This window comes from Brooklawnia cerclae (assembly GCF_011758645.1).
GTDB lineage: Bacteria > Actinomycetota > Actinomycetes > Propionibacteriales > Propionibacteriaceae > Brooklawnia > Brooklawnia cerclae.
In genome coordinates this window covers 2,105,259-2,119,559 of record NZ_JAAMOZ010000001.1, presented here as the reverse complement: position 1 = coordinate 2,119,559, position 14,301 = coordinate 2,105,259, and the positions used below count along the sequence as shown (strand labels likewise).

Here is a 14,301-nt window from a genome sequence, read left to right as displayed (position 1 = left end):
CCTAGACCCGATAGGCGGTGTCGCGACGGTCGATCGCTGCGGCGGTCGCGGCCGGGTCATCGACCTGGTTGATCTGGAAGACCTTGCTGACCGTCGTCGGCGTGCCGGGCTGTGCGGACTGTCCCGTGATCGGCGCCATGTAGGGAGCTGCCTTCGCCAGCGACGCCCGCCCGCCGTCGGCGAACGCGGGCATGTCGCCGGTCGCGTTCATGTGCGCCAGGCGGTCGTAGCCGATTCGCTCGGCCGCCCATGTGCGCATCACATACTCGCCGTTGGACAGCAGGGCGTGGATCGAGTCGGACGTTGCCGTCCCTGGCCCCCAGACGGCGCCGCCACCGGCACGCCCGGGCGCACCAATGTTGTAGGCGGCCCGGTTGGTCTCCGAGAATGCCGTCTGGACGGTGACGACCCACGGCGTGCTGGTGATGTTGTACAGCGCGTCGAGAGCCGCGCCGTACCCCTGCGAGTCCCAGATCGACTGGATGTAGGCGGCCGTGTTCGGCGGAAGCTCGTCCAGCTTGCGGTGCAGCGTGTCCACCTGTGACTGGCTCGCCTCGGCGCCGGGCGTCGAGACGTTCGTGGTCACCTGCCCGGGGATGAGGCCGTAGGAGTCAGCGAGCGCGGCGGCCTGGTCGCCGGTGAGACCCATCTGGGTCGCGGCGTTGATGAACTCGTCTCGGGCCTTCTGTGTGTAGGCGGTCAGATCCTCGACGCTCGCGCCGTTCTGCTGCATGGCGTCGCGGTTGGCGAACGCGGCGTCGGCCAGGTCGTTCAGTGCTGATTGGGCGTCACGGCTGGCCTCGTTGGCGAAGACGTTGATCTTGCCGGTGCTCTGGTCGATGGTGATTCCTTCGGCCTCTGCCGCCGAAGCCGCGTCCTCCAGTGCCTTGGCGTACCCGATCTGGGAGTTCGACGCGGCGATCGCGGCGTCGGCCATCTCCTCCTGGGTCTGCATGAGCTGCTCAAGAGCGTCGGCCTGCTCCTCGGCGGAGGCTCCGGCGTCCACGTGGGCGTATCCGAGTTCGGACAGGGCCTCGGCGGCGATCACGGATTCGGGCTTGACGCCGCCCATCCAGCGCACGAGTTCCTCGTTCGAGACGCTCGCTACCCCGGCCTCCAGCGCCACTTGCCGCAGCGAATCGGCGTATTCCGGAAGGGCTTCGACAATGTCGGCGTCGGAATAGCCCTCGAAGCTCGACCGGAGGGTGATGAACGCGCGCGCGGCGGTGTCAGGATCGAGCTGAGCAAGCCCTTGGTCGAGCTTGTCCAGCTCCTCCCGGACCATCGCGAAGTTGCCCTTCATCCCGGCAATGCCCATCACCCACGTCTCGAAGCCCTCCATGGCTCCGCCGCCGTCCTCGCGCAGCATGCGCATGGCGGTCGACATGTCCTTGACGGCGTACGACGATCCGGCGAGGGCTTGCTCGAAGCCGTGGTCGATGGCGGCCTGGTCAGTGGTGCGGGCGTAGATCTCCAGCGCGGTGGTCATCTGGTCGACCGACATCCGGGACGAATCCATGCTGTCCTGGATGCGGCTGCCGATCGCGCTCATGACGCCGATCCCGGCGGCAGTCAGCCCGGCAGCCACAGACAGCCGCCCGAGCGAGCCGACGCCCGTCTGCACGTACTTCGGCAGCGTCTCCATGGCTGAGCGGAACTCCGACACGGCGGTGACGGCCTTCATCACCGACCCGGCGGCGATCAGGAAGCCGCCGAGCGCCCCGGTGATGCCGAGAATGGTCCCGACAGCGTCGCCGTGACGCCCGAGGAGGTCAACGAAGCCAGTGAGATCCTGCACGATCGGCCGGAGCCCATTGCTCGACGCCTCGCCGGCGGAGATCAGCAGAGTGTCGAAGGAGCCGGACAGCTTCTCGATGTCGCCAGAGAGGTTGTCCTGCTGGATCGCGGCGGACTCTGCGGCGTACCCGGCGTCGTCGACCTTGCTCGTCCACTCGTCGATTCCGTCGGCGCCCTGCTGATAGAGGACGTTGGCGGCGCGGATCGCATCGGTTCCGAAGATGATGCCGAGCGCCGAGTCGCGGCTCGCCTGGTCGAGTCCGCCGAGCTTGTCCTGGAGCTGACCGGCCAGTGCGGACATGCCGACGAAGTTCCCGTTGGCGTCGTAGGCGGCGATCCCCAGGTCGGACATGAGCGTCGCGGCCTTGCCGGACGGGGCGGCCAGCTGGAGGAGCATGCTCTTGAACGAGGTGCCCGCGTCGGAGCCGACCAATCCCGCCGATGCGAACGCGGCCAGTGAGCCTGTCGTCTCCTCGATCGACAAGCCGAATTGGCTCGCCACCAGCCCGGATTGGTTGAGGGCCGCCGACATGTCGGAGACCTCGCCCTGGGCCTTCCCGGCACCGGCAGCGATCAGGTCGGCAATGTGGGGGACGTCGGACCCTGCGAGCCCGAATTGGGTCATCGCGGTGGCGGCGACCTCCGCCGAGTCGGCGACGCTGAGGTTGCCGGTAGCGGCCAGGTTGAGAGCGCCCTCCAGGCCCCCGCCGATCACGTCGGTGGCCGAGACGCCCGCCTTGAGCAGAGACTCGATGCCGCCCGCCGCCTCGTCGGCCGAATACTTGGTGGCCGCCCCCCACTCCATCGCGGCGGCGCGCAGGCCGTCGAGGTTGCCGCGTGCGTCGTCGCCGGTCGCGGCGACCTTCGACATGGACGAGTCGAACTCGCTCGCCTTGGCGGTGGCGGCAGCGAACGCCCCGACCATGGCCGCACCGGTGGCGATCATGGTCGTGGATGCGGTCTTCCACTCCTGCGTCTGTGAAGCGGTGGAGGTGGCCTTGGCGAACTCGTCGGCGGACTTCTTCGCCTTGGCCATCCCGGCGGTGAAGCCGTCGACGTTCGCGGCGAGCCTGACAGTGACGGTGCGCCCGCCGACAGAGGTCGCTCCGGCCATGAGCCCACCCCCCGCGATGTAGTTGTCAGTCGATGCGCTTCACATGCCATCTGCGATGGCCGGTGGGGATGAATACTCCCTTGAAGACTTTGCGGCGCTGCTCGTCCGTCTCGGACTGCTTATGCCGGGCCTCCTCCAGGGCCGCACAGGATCGGCACTCCTGGAATCCGGCCACCCAGCGGTGGCCATCCGGATGCTCACGGTCGAGCAGGGAGACACTGAGGGGCTGGCCGCAGTCGGGGCAGACGTCGCCTCGCCAGTCGTCGTAGGCGATCTGGATCGCGCGCTCCCAGTCGTCGTACTCGGGCTCGGCGGTGGTGACGGTCCGGCCGTCCCGCTCGACGGTGACGGTGCGCTGCTCCCAGCCGAGGAAGCGTCGCAGGCTCACCCCGAGCGAGCGGGCGGTCTCGATGTCAGCGCGAAGTGCCGGATCTCCTCCGACTACTTCGCGAATGTAGGGAAGCTGGGAGCGTTACCGGCCTTCTCCAGGTCGTTGTGCCACTTCTGCAACTCTCCGGTGGCGACGGTCGCGAGCAACTGAGCCCATTCGCCCTTGCCGATCTCGGGAATCGCGTCGCCGCTGGGGGTCTTCGCCTCCGCGAACGCCTCCGCGAGACGGGCACGCCACACGTCGACCACCGGAGTCTCGTCGACGACCCCCGCTTGCACCGCGATGAGCTGGTCGGCAGACAGCGCGCGCAGGGTGACGACGATGGTCGAGTCGCGGATCTGCTGCTCGATGGCCTCCACGCGGTCCTTGGCTGCGTTGAGCGGGCCGCCGTTCGCCTTGGTCGGCTTGCCGTCCTTGACCTTGAGCTGCTCGGCGTACATGGCCTGGCGGGCGTCCTCCAGGTCGGCGAACAGCGCGGGATCGAGGGACACCTTCTCGCGGATGATCTGCCGGGCTCCCGTGGAGACGCGCTTGGCGAGCAGATCGGCGTAGCTGGGCTTGGCAGTAGTCACGTGAGGGTTCTCCTGGTTCGTGTGATTCTGGGCGTGAGGGCTGGGGGAGTGGACGGGCCGCCGACCCTCACAGCGGCGGCCCGTCCGGTCTGGGTCAGGCGGCGATGACCGTGTCGATAGCCGGATCTCCGATGACGAAGACGCCCTGGGTGACGCGCAGGGTCTCGCCGTCTGCGGTCGGATCGATGGCCACACGGCCCTGGATTCCGAGCTCGACAGGGTAGATGTCGACGTTCTGTCCTGCCGCTGCGGCCACGTCCCTGGTCAGTCCGCGCCGGTCGATGAGGTATCCATTGGTGCCGGGGGCCAGCTCGGCGTAGTAGCCGTAGTCGCCGGCGTCGAGGTTCTGCGGGTCGTAGTCGTAGACGATCGCATCGATGGCGTACGACGGTGTCCCAGCCCGCTGGACCTCGGTGGCGTAGCAGTACTTGGCCTTGCTGACCGCGTTCTGCGTGGGAGTCACGTTGAAGGCGTAGATGGCGCAGGACAGGTTCAGTCCCGCGCTGATCTCTGCGACCGTGGGCGCGCTGAGGTTGGCGATCGACGGGACGAACAGGACGGTCCCTTTTCCGCGCGCGGAGATGCCGGGCGGGTCGACGGGGATCGGGTAGGTGACGCTCATGATTCCTCCTTGCCGCCCTCGTCTGCCTCAGGCGTGTTGCTGGTGTTGGTGTCGGCGGCCTGTGCGCCCGTCGTCTTCTTCTTGGACTTGACCGGTTCCGGCTGGATCGGCGGGCGTGGCTTGCCGTTCACGTCGAGGGCGGCCTCTTTCGGAAGCTCGGTCCAGCCGCGCTTGGTGCCGAACGTCTCGGACACGGTCACGTGCGCGCCGGTCGGCGTGCGGTATCGCTTGAAAACGGTTGCCATCAGGGCTCCTTGTGGTGGGTGAACTCGACCGTGCAGGACCAGCGCCATTCGGTGGGGTCCTCGCGGTTCTCCAGCGGGTCCGAGACGCTGCGGCAGGCGATCATCGAGTCGCCGAGCATGACGGTGTCGAGGGCCGCCACGACAAGGTCGGAGACGAACCGTGCGCCCTCCGGAGAGTTGTTGACGCATACGGTCTGCCACACGCTCCCGCGAGTCTGAGAGGTGGCGGCGTAGCGGCGGTTCTCCGGATTCTGGGCGCCGCCGTAGATGACGGCGTAAGGTCCGTCGGCGTTGCGCGGCGTGCCATCCTCGTTGCGGGGAATGCGCCCGTCGTAGACGGATATCGCCTCGGGCAGCGCAGCGGTCAGGAGCGCTTCAATCTCGGCTGCCTGGCTCATGACAGGATCTCGCCCCCGATCTGCTCGATGGCGGCGGCGAAGCTCGGACCCACGACGTCGAGGGCCGGGCCGAGATAGGCGCGCGGTGCCATCCGGGACGTGCCGTACTCGACCTCGGGGCCGTATTCGACGGTCGGGCCAACCTCTGCGGTCAGGCCGTCGCTGGAGATGCCGACGCCGATCGAGGCCTTGAGAGCGCCGGTCTTGACGGGAGCTATCTCTTTCGCCTGGGCCTCGACGTCGAAGGCGGCTTTGGCGACGGCGAGCTGTGCTTTCCGCGTCGCCTCATACCCGGCCTTCCCGAGGTCGGCGGCAAGGGCGTTCAGCTCGGATGCGTCCCAGTTGACGGTGGTCATGAGACGCGCTCCAGGGTGACCTGCCTGTCGACGGCCAGGTCCTGGGTCTCGTCCGTGCGGACGGCGAACCGCTGGCCGACCATCTTCAAGTCGTGCGACTTGACGCTGGTCACCCGGTCGCCGACAGCGGTGATGACGTCGATAGGCATGCGGCCCACGTAGCGGCTGACGACGACGGCGACACCCGCCGAGTCGGCATCCTGGACGCTAGCTGTTGACAACTCAATCAGTCCGGGACCCTGGTAGACCTCCGCCCACTCCGGGGTCTGGGCGCCGGTCGCCTCGTCGACGCTCACCTGTCCGGTCTTGCGTTCCACGAGGATCTCGTTGCCCTCGAAGAATCCCTCGACGACGGCCCGGTGGTGCTCCACCCACCCGGGTGGCAGGACGGGGACGCTCACCATAGCCATGGCCATTCGGTCGCCTCGGGCGGGTGGTGGTGGCCGCGTCCGATGTCGAAGGTGTCCATCCCCCAGGCGGCGTCTTCCTGCTCGTCCCTGTACTGCTGGCGCAGGGCCTCCGCATGCTTGCGGAGCTGAGCGGCGACCGCCGGGCCGTCGGTGGACAGGTCCTGCGTGGTGATCTTCTTCGACGTCAGCGCCTCGGATGAGGCGATGGCGTCCAGTGCCGCCGCTGCGCCGAGCAGAGGGGACCACCGCGACCTCGCCACCAGGTCCACCAGCGTGTCGTCGGTGAACATCTGCGTGGCGCCGTCGTCGGAGATCAGCGTGCGGACGTAGGTGATGGTCCCGTCGTCGATCAGCGCCTGTCGGCGCAGGTACTCATCCTGGTCCACGTCCGCACGCCTCCCTCAGTCAGGCCCCGCGAGACACGTAGGTGAAGGTCGGGTCGCCGACCTGATGGCCGACGATGTGGCGGGCGCGGTACTGGATGGTGTCGATGTCGAACGATCCCTCCAGCGGGCTGATAGCCCCGCCGCCGACGCTCTGCCCGGCGTCCGCCTTGACCCGCACGTCGGCCGTCTCGTAGCCGCGCAGGAACGCGGCGAACGAGGCGGGGCGGACCGAGCCGGTCTTTGGCAGCACGAACCACGTGGTGGCCGCGTTCGCGTGGGTGAGGATCGCGTCGAGCATCGGCTCGACCACGAAGTCGACGGTCTTGAGGTAGTTGTCGTAGACCTCCTTGGTGTCGCCGGTGGTCTTCTCGATCTGCCTCAGGTTGCGGATACGGTTCGCCTGGTTCTCCAGGGCGCGCGGGATGACCACCTGGAGCGCCGGGGCGGCCATCAACCGGCCACGCCGCGACTTCTTCGCGAGCAGCGTGTCGATGACGGCGTCCAGATTCTCGGCGGTGAGCGGCAGTGCCGTGGGAGCGTTGCCGTTCCCGGCCTTGAAGAAGGACGTGTTGACGTCGGAGGCCAGGTTGGTCTCCGGATCGATCGTCAGGAGGTTCGACAGGGCGTTGATGGTCTCGGTCTCCTGCGCGGCGCGGGCGAGCTTGCCGGGAAGGTTCTCGATCTCACCGATGGCCTCGTTGTTGATCCGCGACTCGAAGGTGATGCCATCGGTCAGGCCGTACTTCACGACCGAGATCCACCACTGGTCGAAGTCCTGACCTGCCGCCGCCGGATACTCGGTGGCCTCGGGCACGAGCTTGAGGCCGAGAATGTTCGACCACTTGTCGAGCAGCCGGGTGGGCCGGAAGTCGTTGACGGTCAGCGTGTCGGTGTACTGCCGCCACACGCTCGGCAGCTCGGCGTACGCCTGCCGGAGGCGGGTGTCGATCGCAGCGAACGCGGACATGGTGAAGTCCGAGGTGGAGAACGCCTCGTGGATCTGCTGGTGGTCGGCCCGCCCCTCGGCGATGCGGACGAGGAAGTCATTCGCCCGCTCGACGGCAGACTCGCCGATGGCGTAGTGGCTGGGCTTCCGGTAGCCGGCGAAGAAGGCGCTGTCGTCGGCCTTCTCGGATCCGGCGCCGTTGATGAGTTCAATGGTGCTCATGGTGTGCGGCTCCTCAGTTCTCGATGCGGACGACGACGGACTGGACGCCGGCGGTGCCGGATGCGACGCCCGTTGTGAGGGCTGCGCCGAACCGGGGCAGCGCGTCGACGCCGCCGGGGTCGGTTGCGGTCAGCTTCGGCGCTCCGGCGGCTGCCGCAGCGTTGAAGTAGATGGCGGCGCCGGGCGTGATGCCCGTCCCGGTGACGTTGAAGGTGGGCGCGCCGACGAGCCAGACGGACGCGTAGCCGTCAGGATTGCCACCGCCCGCGTTGTAGGCGGTGTTGCGGGTGCCGTCGGTGTTGAACGGGGACACGTCCGTCTTTGCGACGTCGGTCACAGCAACGCCGTTTAGGACGCCGACGCGGACCGGATCTCCGGACTTGGTGCCCGCGGGCACAGGGAGCGACTGGTGGTCGCCGGGCTTGAAAGTGATGTTGGTGGCCATGGTCAGCTCCTCACTTGTCCCAGAGCGTGCGATGCTTGCCGCTGGGGGTGTCGGTGGTGGTGGACGGCCCGAATCCGGAGATGCGGGATTCGGTGAGCGATGCGAGGTACTTCTGTTCGGCGGCGAGAGCCTCGGCGACCGCCTTGTCGAGGTCTTCGGCGTCGGCGGGGATGCGCTCGGCGACGCGGGTGAGCATCGCGGCGGGCTTGCCTTCGCACGCGGCGGTGACCTTCTTCTCGATCTCGGCTCGGCGGGCGGACTCGGCCAGCTTGGTCCTTGCGGAGTCCCGCTCGGTCTCGGCCGTCTCGGCTCGGGTGACGAGGGCGGCGTGCTCGGATTCCAGCGCGCCTACCCGCTTTTCGGCTTCCAGCAGGGCGTCGAGGCGCTCCTGGGGAATCTCGGGCATTGCTGCCTCCTTGGTTGGTTGTGTTTCTGTGAGCCCAGCCGGTGCGACCGGGACGTAGGTGGTGACGGCGGCGACCTCGGTTCGCTCGCCGGTCAGGGTGACGGTCAGGCCGTCGTCGCTGGCCTCGTAGGGCTGGGCGTAGAGGCGATCGGAGATGTAGATGTAGGCGACCTGCGTATCCGGGTCGAAGTCGCGCAGTCCGGCCCAGACGTCGTTTTCTGGATCGCGATAGGCGGCGGCGACGGCCTGCTCCAGCTGCCGCCTGCGGTCGTCGGCTGTCGCCTCGGTGGCTCCGGCGATCGCTGACTCGATGACCTGGAGGACGGCCCCGCCACGTCCGGCGGCGACGACGAGGTCGACGCTCTCGGCCTCCACGATGCGCGTGATGGTGCGGGCCGTCTGGCCGGGCATGGGTGCGCCGATCTGTGCGGACGCGCTGATCGACAGGCCGACGTCGGGGGCGATCTCGGAGACCATCTGCCGGTACGACGGGCGCACGCTCACCTCGGCGTCGAGCGCTTTCGCTTCCGGCACGTAGCGGGCGTCTTCGGCGAGCGTGCCCACCAGGTCGCGCACGCTCCGTTCGCCGTTCGGGCCGCGCCGGATCGCGGTCGCATGATCGAGGTAGACGTGGGTGCCCTTCGGAAAGACCCGGTCGGTGGCGGCTGCCTCCAGGGTGGCGGCCGGATAGTAGCCGGACGCTCCCTCACCCTCGTCGATGATGCGGATGAGCAGGCGGCCCGGCTTGCTGGCGTCGACGCTGCCGACCGCCTCGCTGATGGAGACTGTGCTGAGGGCTGCGGACTTCGGCATGCGGCTTTCCCCTCTCGGGCTATGGTGTGCGGGTGGACCACGAGCACATGTGGCGGCTGCGCGCGCTCACGCTCGGGCTGGACGGCGCACTGGAGGAGTACGAGTGCGAGTTGTGCGGGGACTGGACGGTTACGCCACCAGAGGGCGGACCCCGATCGAGTCCCGCCACGCCTCCGAGCGGCGGGTCACGGCCATCGCGTCCCAGTCGAGTTCGCCGGACCGGAGACGGCGGAGACGCTCGGCGCCCATGATTCGCTCCTGAGTGCGGCCCGACTGCTTGTCGAACCACTCGCGGCCGGTCACATAGGTGGCGGTCGGCTCCTTGAGACCCGGGAATCCGAGTTCCTCCCACGTCTTGGTGACCGGGATGAAAGAGCAGCGCCCGCACTGGTGGTCGTTCGGGCCTTCGGTGTCGATCGGGAACCTGGTGCCGTCCATCGCGAGGCACGCCGGGCACGTCTTGCCTGACTTCTGCGCGGACCACATGACGGCATCCAGGACGTCGGTGCCGACCGTGAGCCGGGACTGTGTACCGGACGCGCGCCAGGCGTCAAGCATCTCGGTGCGGGCGATCACCTCTGCCCGGTGCAGCCCACCGAGGAACGATCCGTGGAGGCGCTCCAACATCAGGTCGGCGGCGTCGAGCGGGTTCTGCCCGATCGCGACACCCCGGATGAGAGTCGACCTCATGACGGCGCGCTGCTGGGCTGGCAGCGGTCGGGTGAGGCTTTCGACCTGCTGGGTGGTGCGCTTGACGATCGTGCTGAGGGCCTTGGGGTTCGTACGCTCCCACACGGCCGACACCGAGGAGTCCGGCAGTTGGGTGACGATGAGCTTGCGATCCCATTCGTCGGCGAGGTCCGCGAGGCCCCGCAGGTCGCCGGTGATGGTCGCGTTGTTCTGCCGGGCGAGTTCTTCGAGCTGCTCGGCGGTGTGCTGGAGTGCGCGGGTGGCGCGGCGTGCCCGCAGGATCGGGCCGCGTGCGGGCCAGCCGCCGTCACTCATTCCGATCGCCTCGTCGACAGCCGCCGACCACTCGTCGACGATCTCCTCCCATGCCGACGCCCACGCCGAGGCGAGCGCCCGGGTGGCGGCGTCGACTGTGTCGTCGAGGGCGATCCGGGCGGCGCGCGCCTGCCTGACGGTGGCGGCGTTGACGCTCACGCTTCGCCCCGCTCGGTCATCATCTGGCGGACGCGGGAGTCGAGCACGTCGAGGGGGATGAAGTTCCCGTCCTCGTCGGTGACGGCGTCGATGATCTCGTCGGCGTCCTTGACGTCCAGGGCCTGGAGGTACATGCGCAGCTCGTGCAGCGGCGGCAGCGTCTCGGACTGTCCGGCGATCTGGATCGCCTTCATGCGGTCAAGGACCGAATCGCTGACCCGCTTCGGGAACTCGATCTCGACGGTGCACCCGTCGCCGTCGGGAAGCTCGATGCGCTGGCGGTCCCCGTCACGGGTGACGGTGCCGCGCAGCGGTCCCGCAGGCGCGGTCACCGCTGAGTCGATGACGTATCCGCAGATGTCGCGCAGGACGTTGCGCCACAGGTCGCGGCGCACGTCGAACGCCGCCCAGGAGTCGTCGGACACCTGCTCGGCAACCGCCCGGGCACCGGTGACGCCAGGATCGCCGAGCAGCGTGGTGACAGGCAGGTCGAGGGCTGCGGCAGCCATAACCGCGAGCGGGCGGCCGGAGTCGGCGTCGAACCGGGCACCTGAGGTGGAGACGGCTTCGAGCTGGCTGGTCGGGTCGAGGGCTACACCCTGCCCGGCGTCGCCCTGCGCGGATCTGGCGAGGCGGGCGGCAGCCTGCGCGGTCTTGTCGCCCCGGGTGCGGAGCTGGACGGCGATGCGGGACAGTGAGCGCATGAGTTGCGCCCAGTCCTCCAGGAAGCGCTTGTAGGCGTCGGCCCACGGCACGGCGGCGAACGCGTCGCCGACGCCACGGTCTCCCACCTGATTCACACGGACGAATCTGATCGGCTGGTCCCACATGACCGGTGCGCCATCGATCTCGCCGGGCTGCTGGGACGGATGGTAGTTGATCGCCGGGTACCATGCCTTCATCGGCTGGGCGGTGCCCGCGGTGGACCACTGGCGAAGATACAGCTGCTCGGCGGCGTCGTCCTCGGGGTCGACCCGGATGCCGGTGATCTGGTCGGGCTTGATCTTGCGGACGCGGACGCGTCCGGTGACCGGATCGGTCGGCAGGCACAGCACGACCTCACCGACGATCCCGAGGTCGCGTTCGAGCCCGATGCGGGCGTCGGTGTCGACGATCACGGGGAGGTTCTGCGGGTCGTCGAGGAACGCCTGCACGACGGCTCCGACGTCCTGCCCCTGGTCTGGAGTGTCGCGGACGGTGATGGCCGCCCCGCCGCCCCACACGAACGCCCCGCGCAGCGCGAGGCCGCGCTTGATGATCGGGTTCGCGGTGGCGGCGACGAGGATGCGTGCCGCCTGCCTACGGCGGAAGTCGGCGTCGAAGCCGCCGTCGTTGAGGACGGACAGCTCCATCCAGCCGAGATTGTCGCGGTCCATGACGCGCTGCACATCGGCCAGGGATTCCTGGAGGACGGCGATCGTCGACTCGTAGCCTGCGGCGAGGTCGTCCAGGGTGGGGGACTGATTTGCGTGCTTCGCCATTCCGCCCTCCTCAGTACCCGATCCGGTAGTCGTCGTAGTCGTCGGTCGCGTCGATCTCGCGGCCCTCGTCGAGCAGTGGGCGCAGGATCATCCGGTCGAGAGCCATCGACGTCTGGTCGACCTGGTCGTCGTGGGCCGCGTTCGGGAATCCGGCCAGCTCTTCGATGTAGTCGCCGACCCATGGAGCGATCTCGTCGGACGGCAGCCACACGTGCCCGGACTCGGCCAGTGGCGCCCACGCTTCGGCGCGCTGCACCTTCCCGGCGGTCGGGTTGATGGGGACGATTCCGACGATCCGCTTGGCCAGCATCGAGATGAGCGCCGGACCGTTGGCTTTGTCCTCGACGAGCTTGAGGGTCGCCTGTGGCCATTTGGCGCACAGGGCGACCAGGTGGTGCAGCGTGCCGACGAAATCGAGCTGTTCGCGGACCTGGTCGAGGAGGTAGGCGTCATTCACGCGCCTGCCCCACACGCCGATCGCGACATAGTCGGAGGTGGTTGTGCCCTTGAACGCGAGGTCTGCGGAGATAAGCAGCTCGTCGAAGCCGATCGCCCAGCACGACCCGTCGTCCCGGGTCGTCCACAGCGGGGTGAAGTAGCGCTTCCACCAGTCCCGCTTGAGCAGTCCGCCTTCGGCCGGGCTCGGGTGGCCCTGGTACATGGCACTCCAGACGCGCGACCCGACGGTGCGCTTCCTGCTCTCCCACTGCTCGCGGGTGCGGGGCGTGCCGTCCCTGTTGCGCCGGGCGGAGATCATGTACTCGCCCGCCTGGCGTCCGAGCGGGTCGGTGGCCGGGTCCTCGCACTGGGCGGGGATGTTGACGATGCGCCAGCCCGCGTGCGTGTCGCGCTCGACCAGGCGGCCGATGAGGTCGTCCTCATGCCAGCGGGTCATGATGACGACGACGGGTGCGCCGGGGGCGAGGCGGGCGGACAGCGACTCGGTCCACCAGTCCCAGCAGTCGTCGCGGGCCAGCTCCGAGTCGGCCTCGGTGCGGCTCACCGGATCGTCGATGACGATCATGTCGGCTGGCCGACCGTCGACACCGGCGCCGCGTCCGACAGACAGGACGCCGCCGCGATGGCCCTCCAGCTCCCACTCGTGCTTGGAGCCGTTGTCGCGGGAGATCGCGAGCCCGAGTTGAGGCACCGAGCTGATAGCACGGCGGATCATCAGGCCGTTGCGGTTGGCGAGGCTCTGGTTGTAGGCGCCGGCGACGACGCGGGTGTCGGGGTTGCGCTCCAGTGCGCGGATGACGAAGTCGCGGACGACGCGAGTTGTCTTGCCTTCCTGCGGCGGCATCGAGATCCCGAGCCGCCCGTCAGGTGTGGCGAGCAGCCGATCCAGCTCGGCGTCGATGAGGTCGAGTGCCGGAGTCTGCACGGTGCGGGGGTCGATGAGCGTGGCGATCTGACCGGGGGTGAGGGCGTCGGCGTGCTGGGCCGCGTCGAGCATGCCGAGCATGGCGTCGGCGGTGGCCGAGGGGATCGACACGGGTCACCTCCCGGCTGGTGCTCCTCCCGCTGTCGCATGTGTGGCTGACCGGCGCAGGATGTCGTGTGCGGGGGCGAAAGGACGGGCGTGAAACCCCCTGGGCAACCTTCGGGCATTTTCGGTTGGTGCCTTGCCCGCGCCCGTTGACGCCGGTCAGCCAAGCTCTAGTCCCAGTCCCTCGATGCCTCGCACATCGGGCACCGCCAGGGCCTGCCGACCATGGGACAGCCGCATCGTGGGCAATCGGGCACGGGTTCGCGGTTGGTGGGGATCACGCAGTCGGGTGTCACGTGCTCCTCGAAGGTCGCGAGGTGTGCGAGCAGTGCGTCGAGGGTGACGAAGTGCACACGTCAGTCGTCCGGGTCGGGCTGGTTCCAGGTCCGGTCGTCGAGCGCGCGGTAGGCCTCGGCGAGCCCCCGGATGGTGAACATCGATCCGGCGAACTCGATCTGCACCTGGGCGTTGCCCTTGGTGAGGTCGTCGACGTCGGAGGTGTCCGCGATGACCAGCCATGCCCCGACGCACTGGGCGTCGTACTCGTCGGCCATGTGCTCGTGGATCGCCTCTTGCAGGCGGGCCTTGGTCTCAGCGCTCACAGCGGCCTCCTGGGTTTGAGCCCCGCCCGGGGATTCTGCACTCGCGCCGACCCCGATGCGGCGCGTGATCGACCCGGGCGGGACGTGTGTGGGGTTAGCTGGTGACGCCGTCGCCGCAGGTGACGACGCCGACCGCTCGCCGGATGGACTCCTCGACGTGGCGGGCGTCGACGTTCACGTGGGCGACGTTGACGACCGGCTGAGGTTCGCTCACCCCGAACGCCTGCCGCTTGGCTCGGCGTAGCGCTTCGATGAGCGCGTCCACCTGGTCGGCGCTGGTTGCCTGCCACATGGCTATGGCGGGCTCGGTCCGCTGCGCGTCTCCGGGCACGGTCTGGACGGTCACGGTCTCGTCGATCCTGACGGTGACGAGCTGGCCGTCTTTGGCCCATCCGACCTCGACGGACTGGCTGTTGTCGTACTGGCGTTCCTTCGGCATCAC

17 protein-coding genes are annotated in these 14,301 nt (G+C 68.6%); all 17 read right to left on the bottom strand.

Going from position 1 to position 14,301, the window contains the following annotated elements; all coding sequences use genetic code 11:
• Position 1: 1 nt before the first annotated feature.
• Positions 2–2,911: a phage tail tape measure protein gene (locus FB473_RS09860; protein WP_167166921.1), complete on the bottom strand. Its 2,910-nt coding sequence runs from the start codon at positions 2,909–2,911 to the stop codon at positions 2–4.
• Between the two features lie 25 nt (positions 2,912–2,936).
• On the bottom strand, positions 2,937–3,299 hold the full coding sequence (locus FB473_RS09855; RefSeq protein ID WP_167166919.1) for a hypothetical protein: 363 nt from the start codon (positions 3,297–3,299) through the stop codon (positions 2,937–2,939).
• Positions 3,300–3,352: 53 nt separating this feature from the next.
• The gene (locus tag FB473_RS09850) at positions 3,353–3,874 is read right to left on the bottom strand and encodes a hypothetical protein (protein WP_167166917.1); all 522 of its coding nucleotides are present in this window, start codon (positions 3,872–3,874) and stop codon (positions 3,353–3,355) included.
• Between the two features lie 94 nt (positions 3,875–3,968).
• Entirely contained in the window at positions 3,969–4,496 is a 528-nt protein-coding gene (locus tag FB473_RS09845; protein ID WP_167166915.1) for a phage tail tube protein, read from the bottom strand.
• Positions 4,493–4,741, bottom strand: coding sequence for a hypothetical protein (locus FB473_RS09840; RefSeq protein WP_167166913.1), 249 nt, complete (start codon positions 4,739–4,741; stop codon positions 4,493–4,495). Before FB473_RS09840 ends, FB473_RS09845 begins: the two co-directional genes overlap by 4 nt.
• Positions 4,741–5,139 carry a hypothetical protein gene (locus FB473_RS09835; protein WP_167166911.1) on the bottom strand — a complete coding sequence of 133 codons (399 nt, stop codon included), beginning with the start codon at positions 5,137–5,139 and terminating at the stop codon, positions 4,741–4,743. The genes FB473_RS09840 and FB473_RS09835 overlap by 1 nt, the downstream gene beginning before the upstream one ends.
• Complete coding sequence (locus tag FB473_RS09830) at positions 5,136–5,495, bottom strand: HK97-gp10 family putative phage morphogenesis protein (protein ID WP_167166909.1); 360 nt, start codon at positions 5,493–5,495, stop codon at positions 5,136–5,138. The genes FB473_RS09835 and FB473_RS09830 overlap by 4 nt, the downstream gene beginning before the upstream one ends.
• Positions 5,492–5,911 carry a DUF6093 family protein gene (locus FB473_RS09825; protein ID WP_167166907.1) on the bottom strand — a complete coding sequence of 140 codons (420 nt, stop codon included), beginning with the start codon at positions 5,909–5,911 and terminating at the stop codon, positions 5,492–5,494. The genes FB473_RS09830 and FB473_RS09825 overlap by 4 nt, the downstream gene beginning before the upstream one ends.
• Positions 5,893–6,291 (bottom strand): hypothetical protein, encoded by a 399-nt coding sequence (locus FB473_RS09820; RefSeq protein ID WP_167166905.1) that lies wholly within the window; start codon positions 6,289–6,291, stop codon positions 5,893–5,895. The genes FB473_RS09825 and FB473_RS09820 overlap by 19 nt, the downstream gene beginning before the upstream one ends.
• A 19-nt stretch (positions 6,292–6,310) precedes the next feature.
• Entirely contained in the window at positions 6,311–7,459 is a 1,149-nt protein-coding gene (locus FB473_RS09815) for a phage major capsid protein (protein WP_167166903.1), read from the bottom strand.
• 13 nt (positions 7,460–7,472) lie between these two features.
• Positions 7,473–7,904, bottom strand: coding sequence for a hypothetical protein (locus FB473_RS09810; RefSeq protein ID WP_167166901.1), 432 nt, complete (start codon positions 7,902–7,904; stop codon positions 7,473–7,475).
• Between the two features lie 10 nt (positions 7,905–7,914).
• The gene (locus FB473_RS09805; RefSeq protein WP_167166899.1) at positions 7,915–9,123 is read right to left on the bottom strand and encodes a hypothetical protein; all 1,209 of its coding nucleotides are present in this window, start codon (positions 9,121–9,123) and stop codon (positions 7,915–7,917) included.
• A gap of 129 nt (positions 9,124–9,252) precedes the next feature.
• Positions 9,253–10,287, bottom strand: coding sequence for a phage minor head protein (locus tag FB473_RS18470; RefSeq protein WP_167166897.1), 1,035 nt, complete (start codon positions 10,285–10,287; stop codon positions 9,253–9,255).
• Positions 10,284–11,768 (bottom strand): hypothetical protein, encoded by a 1,485-nt coding sequence (locus tag FB473_RS09795; protein ID WP_167166895.1) that lies wholly within the window; start codon positions 11,766–11,768, stop codon positions 10,284–10,286. The genes FB473_RS18470 and FB473_RS09795 overlap by 4 nt, the downstream gene beginning before the upstream one ends.
• Before the next feature lie 10 nt (positions 11,769–11,778).
• Positions 11,779–13,263: a phage terminase large subunit gene (terL, locus tag FB473_RS09790; protein WP_167166893.1), complete on the bottom strand. Its 1,485-nt coding sequence runs from the start codon at positions 13,261–13,263 to the stop codon at positions 11,779–11,781.
• A gap of 350 nt (positions 13,264–13,613) precedes the next feature.
• The gene (locus FB473_RS09785; protein WP_167166891.1) at positions 13,614–13,859 is read right to left on the bottom strand and encodes a hypothetical protein; all 246 of its coding nucleotides are present in this window, start codon (positions 13,857–13,859) and stop codon (positions 13,614–13,616) included.
• Positions 13,860–13,953: 94 nt separating this feature from the next.
• On the bottom strand, positions 13,954–14,298 hold the full coding sequence (locus tag FB473_RS09780) for a hypothetical protein (protein ID WP_167166889.1): 345 nt from the start codon (positions 14,296–14,298) through the stop codon (positions 13,954–13,956).
• Positions 14,299–14,301 lie beyond the last annotated feature (3 nt).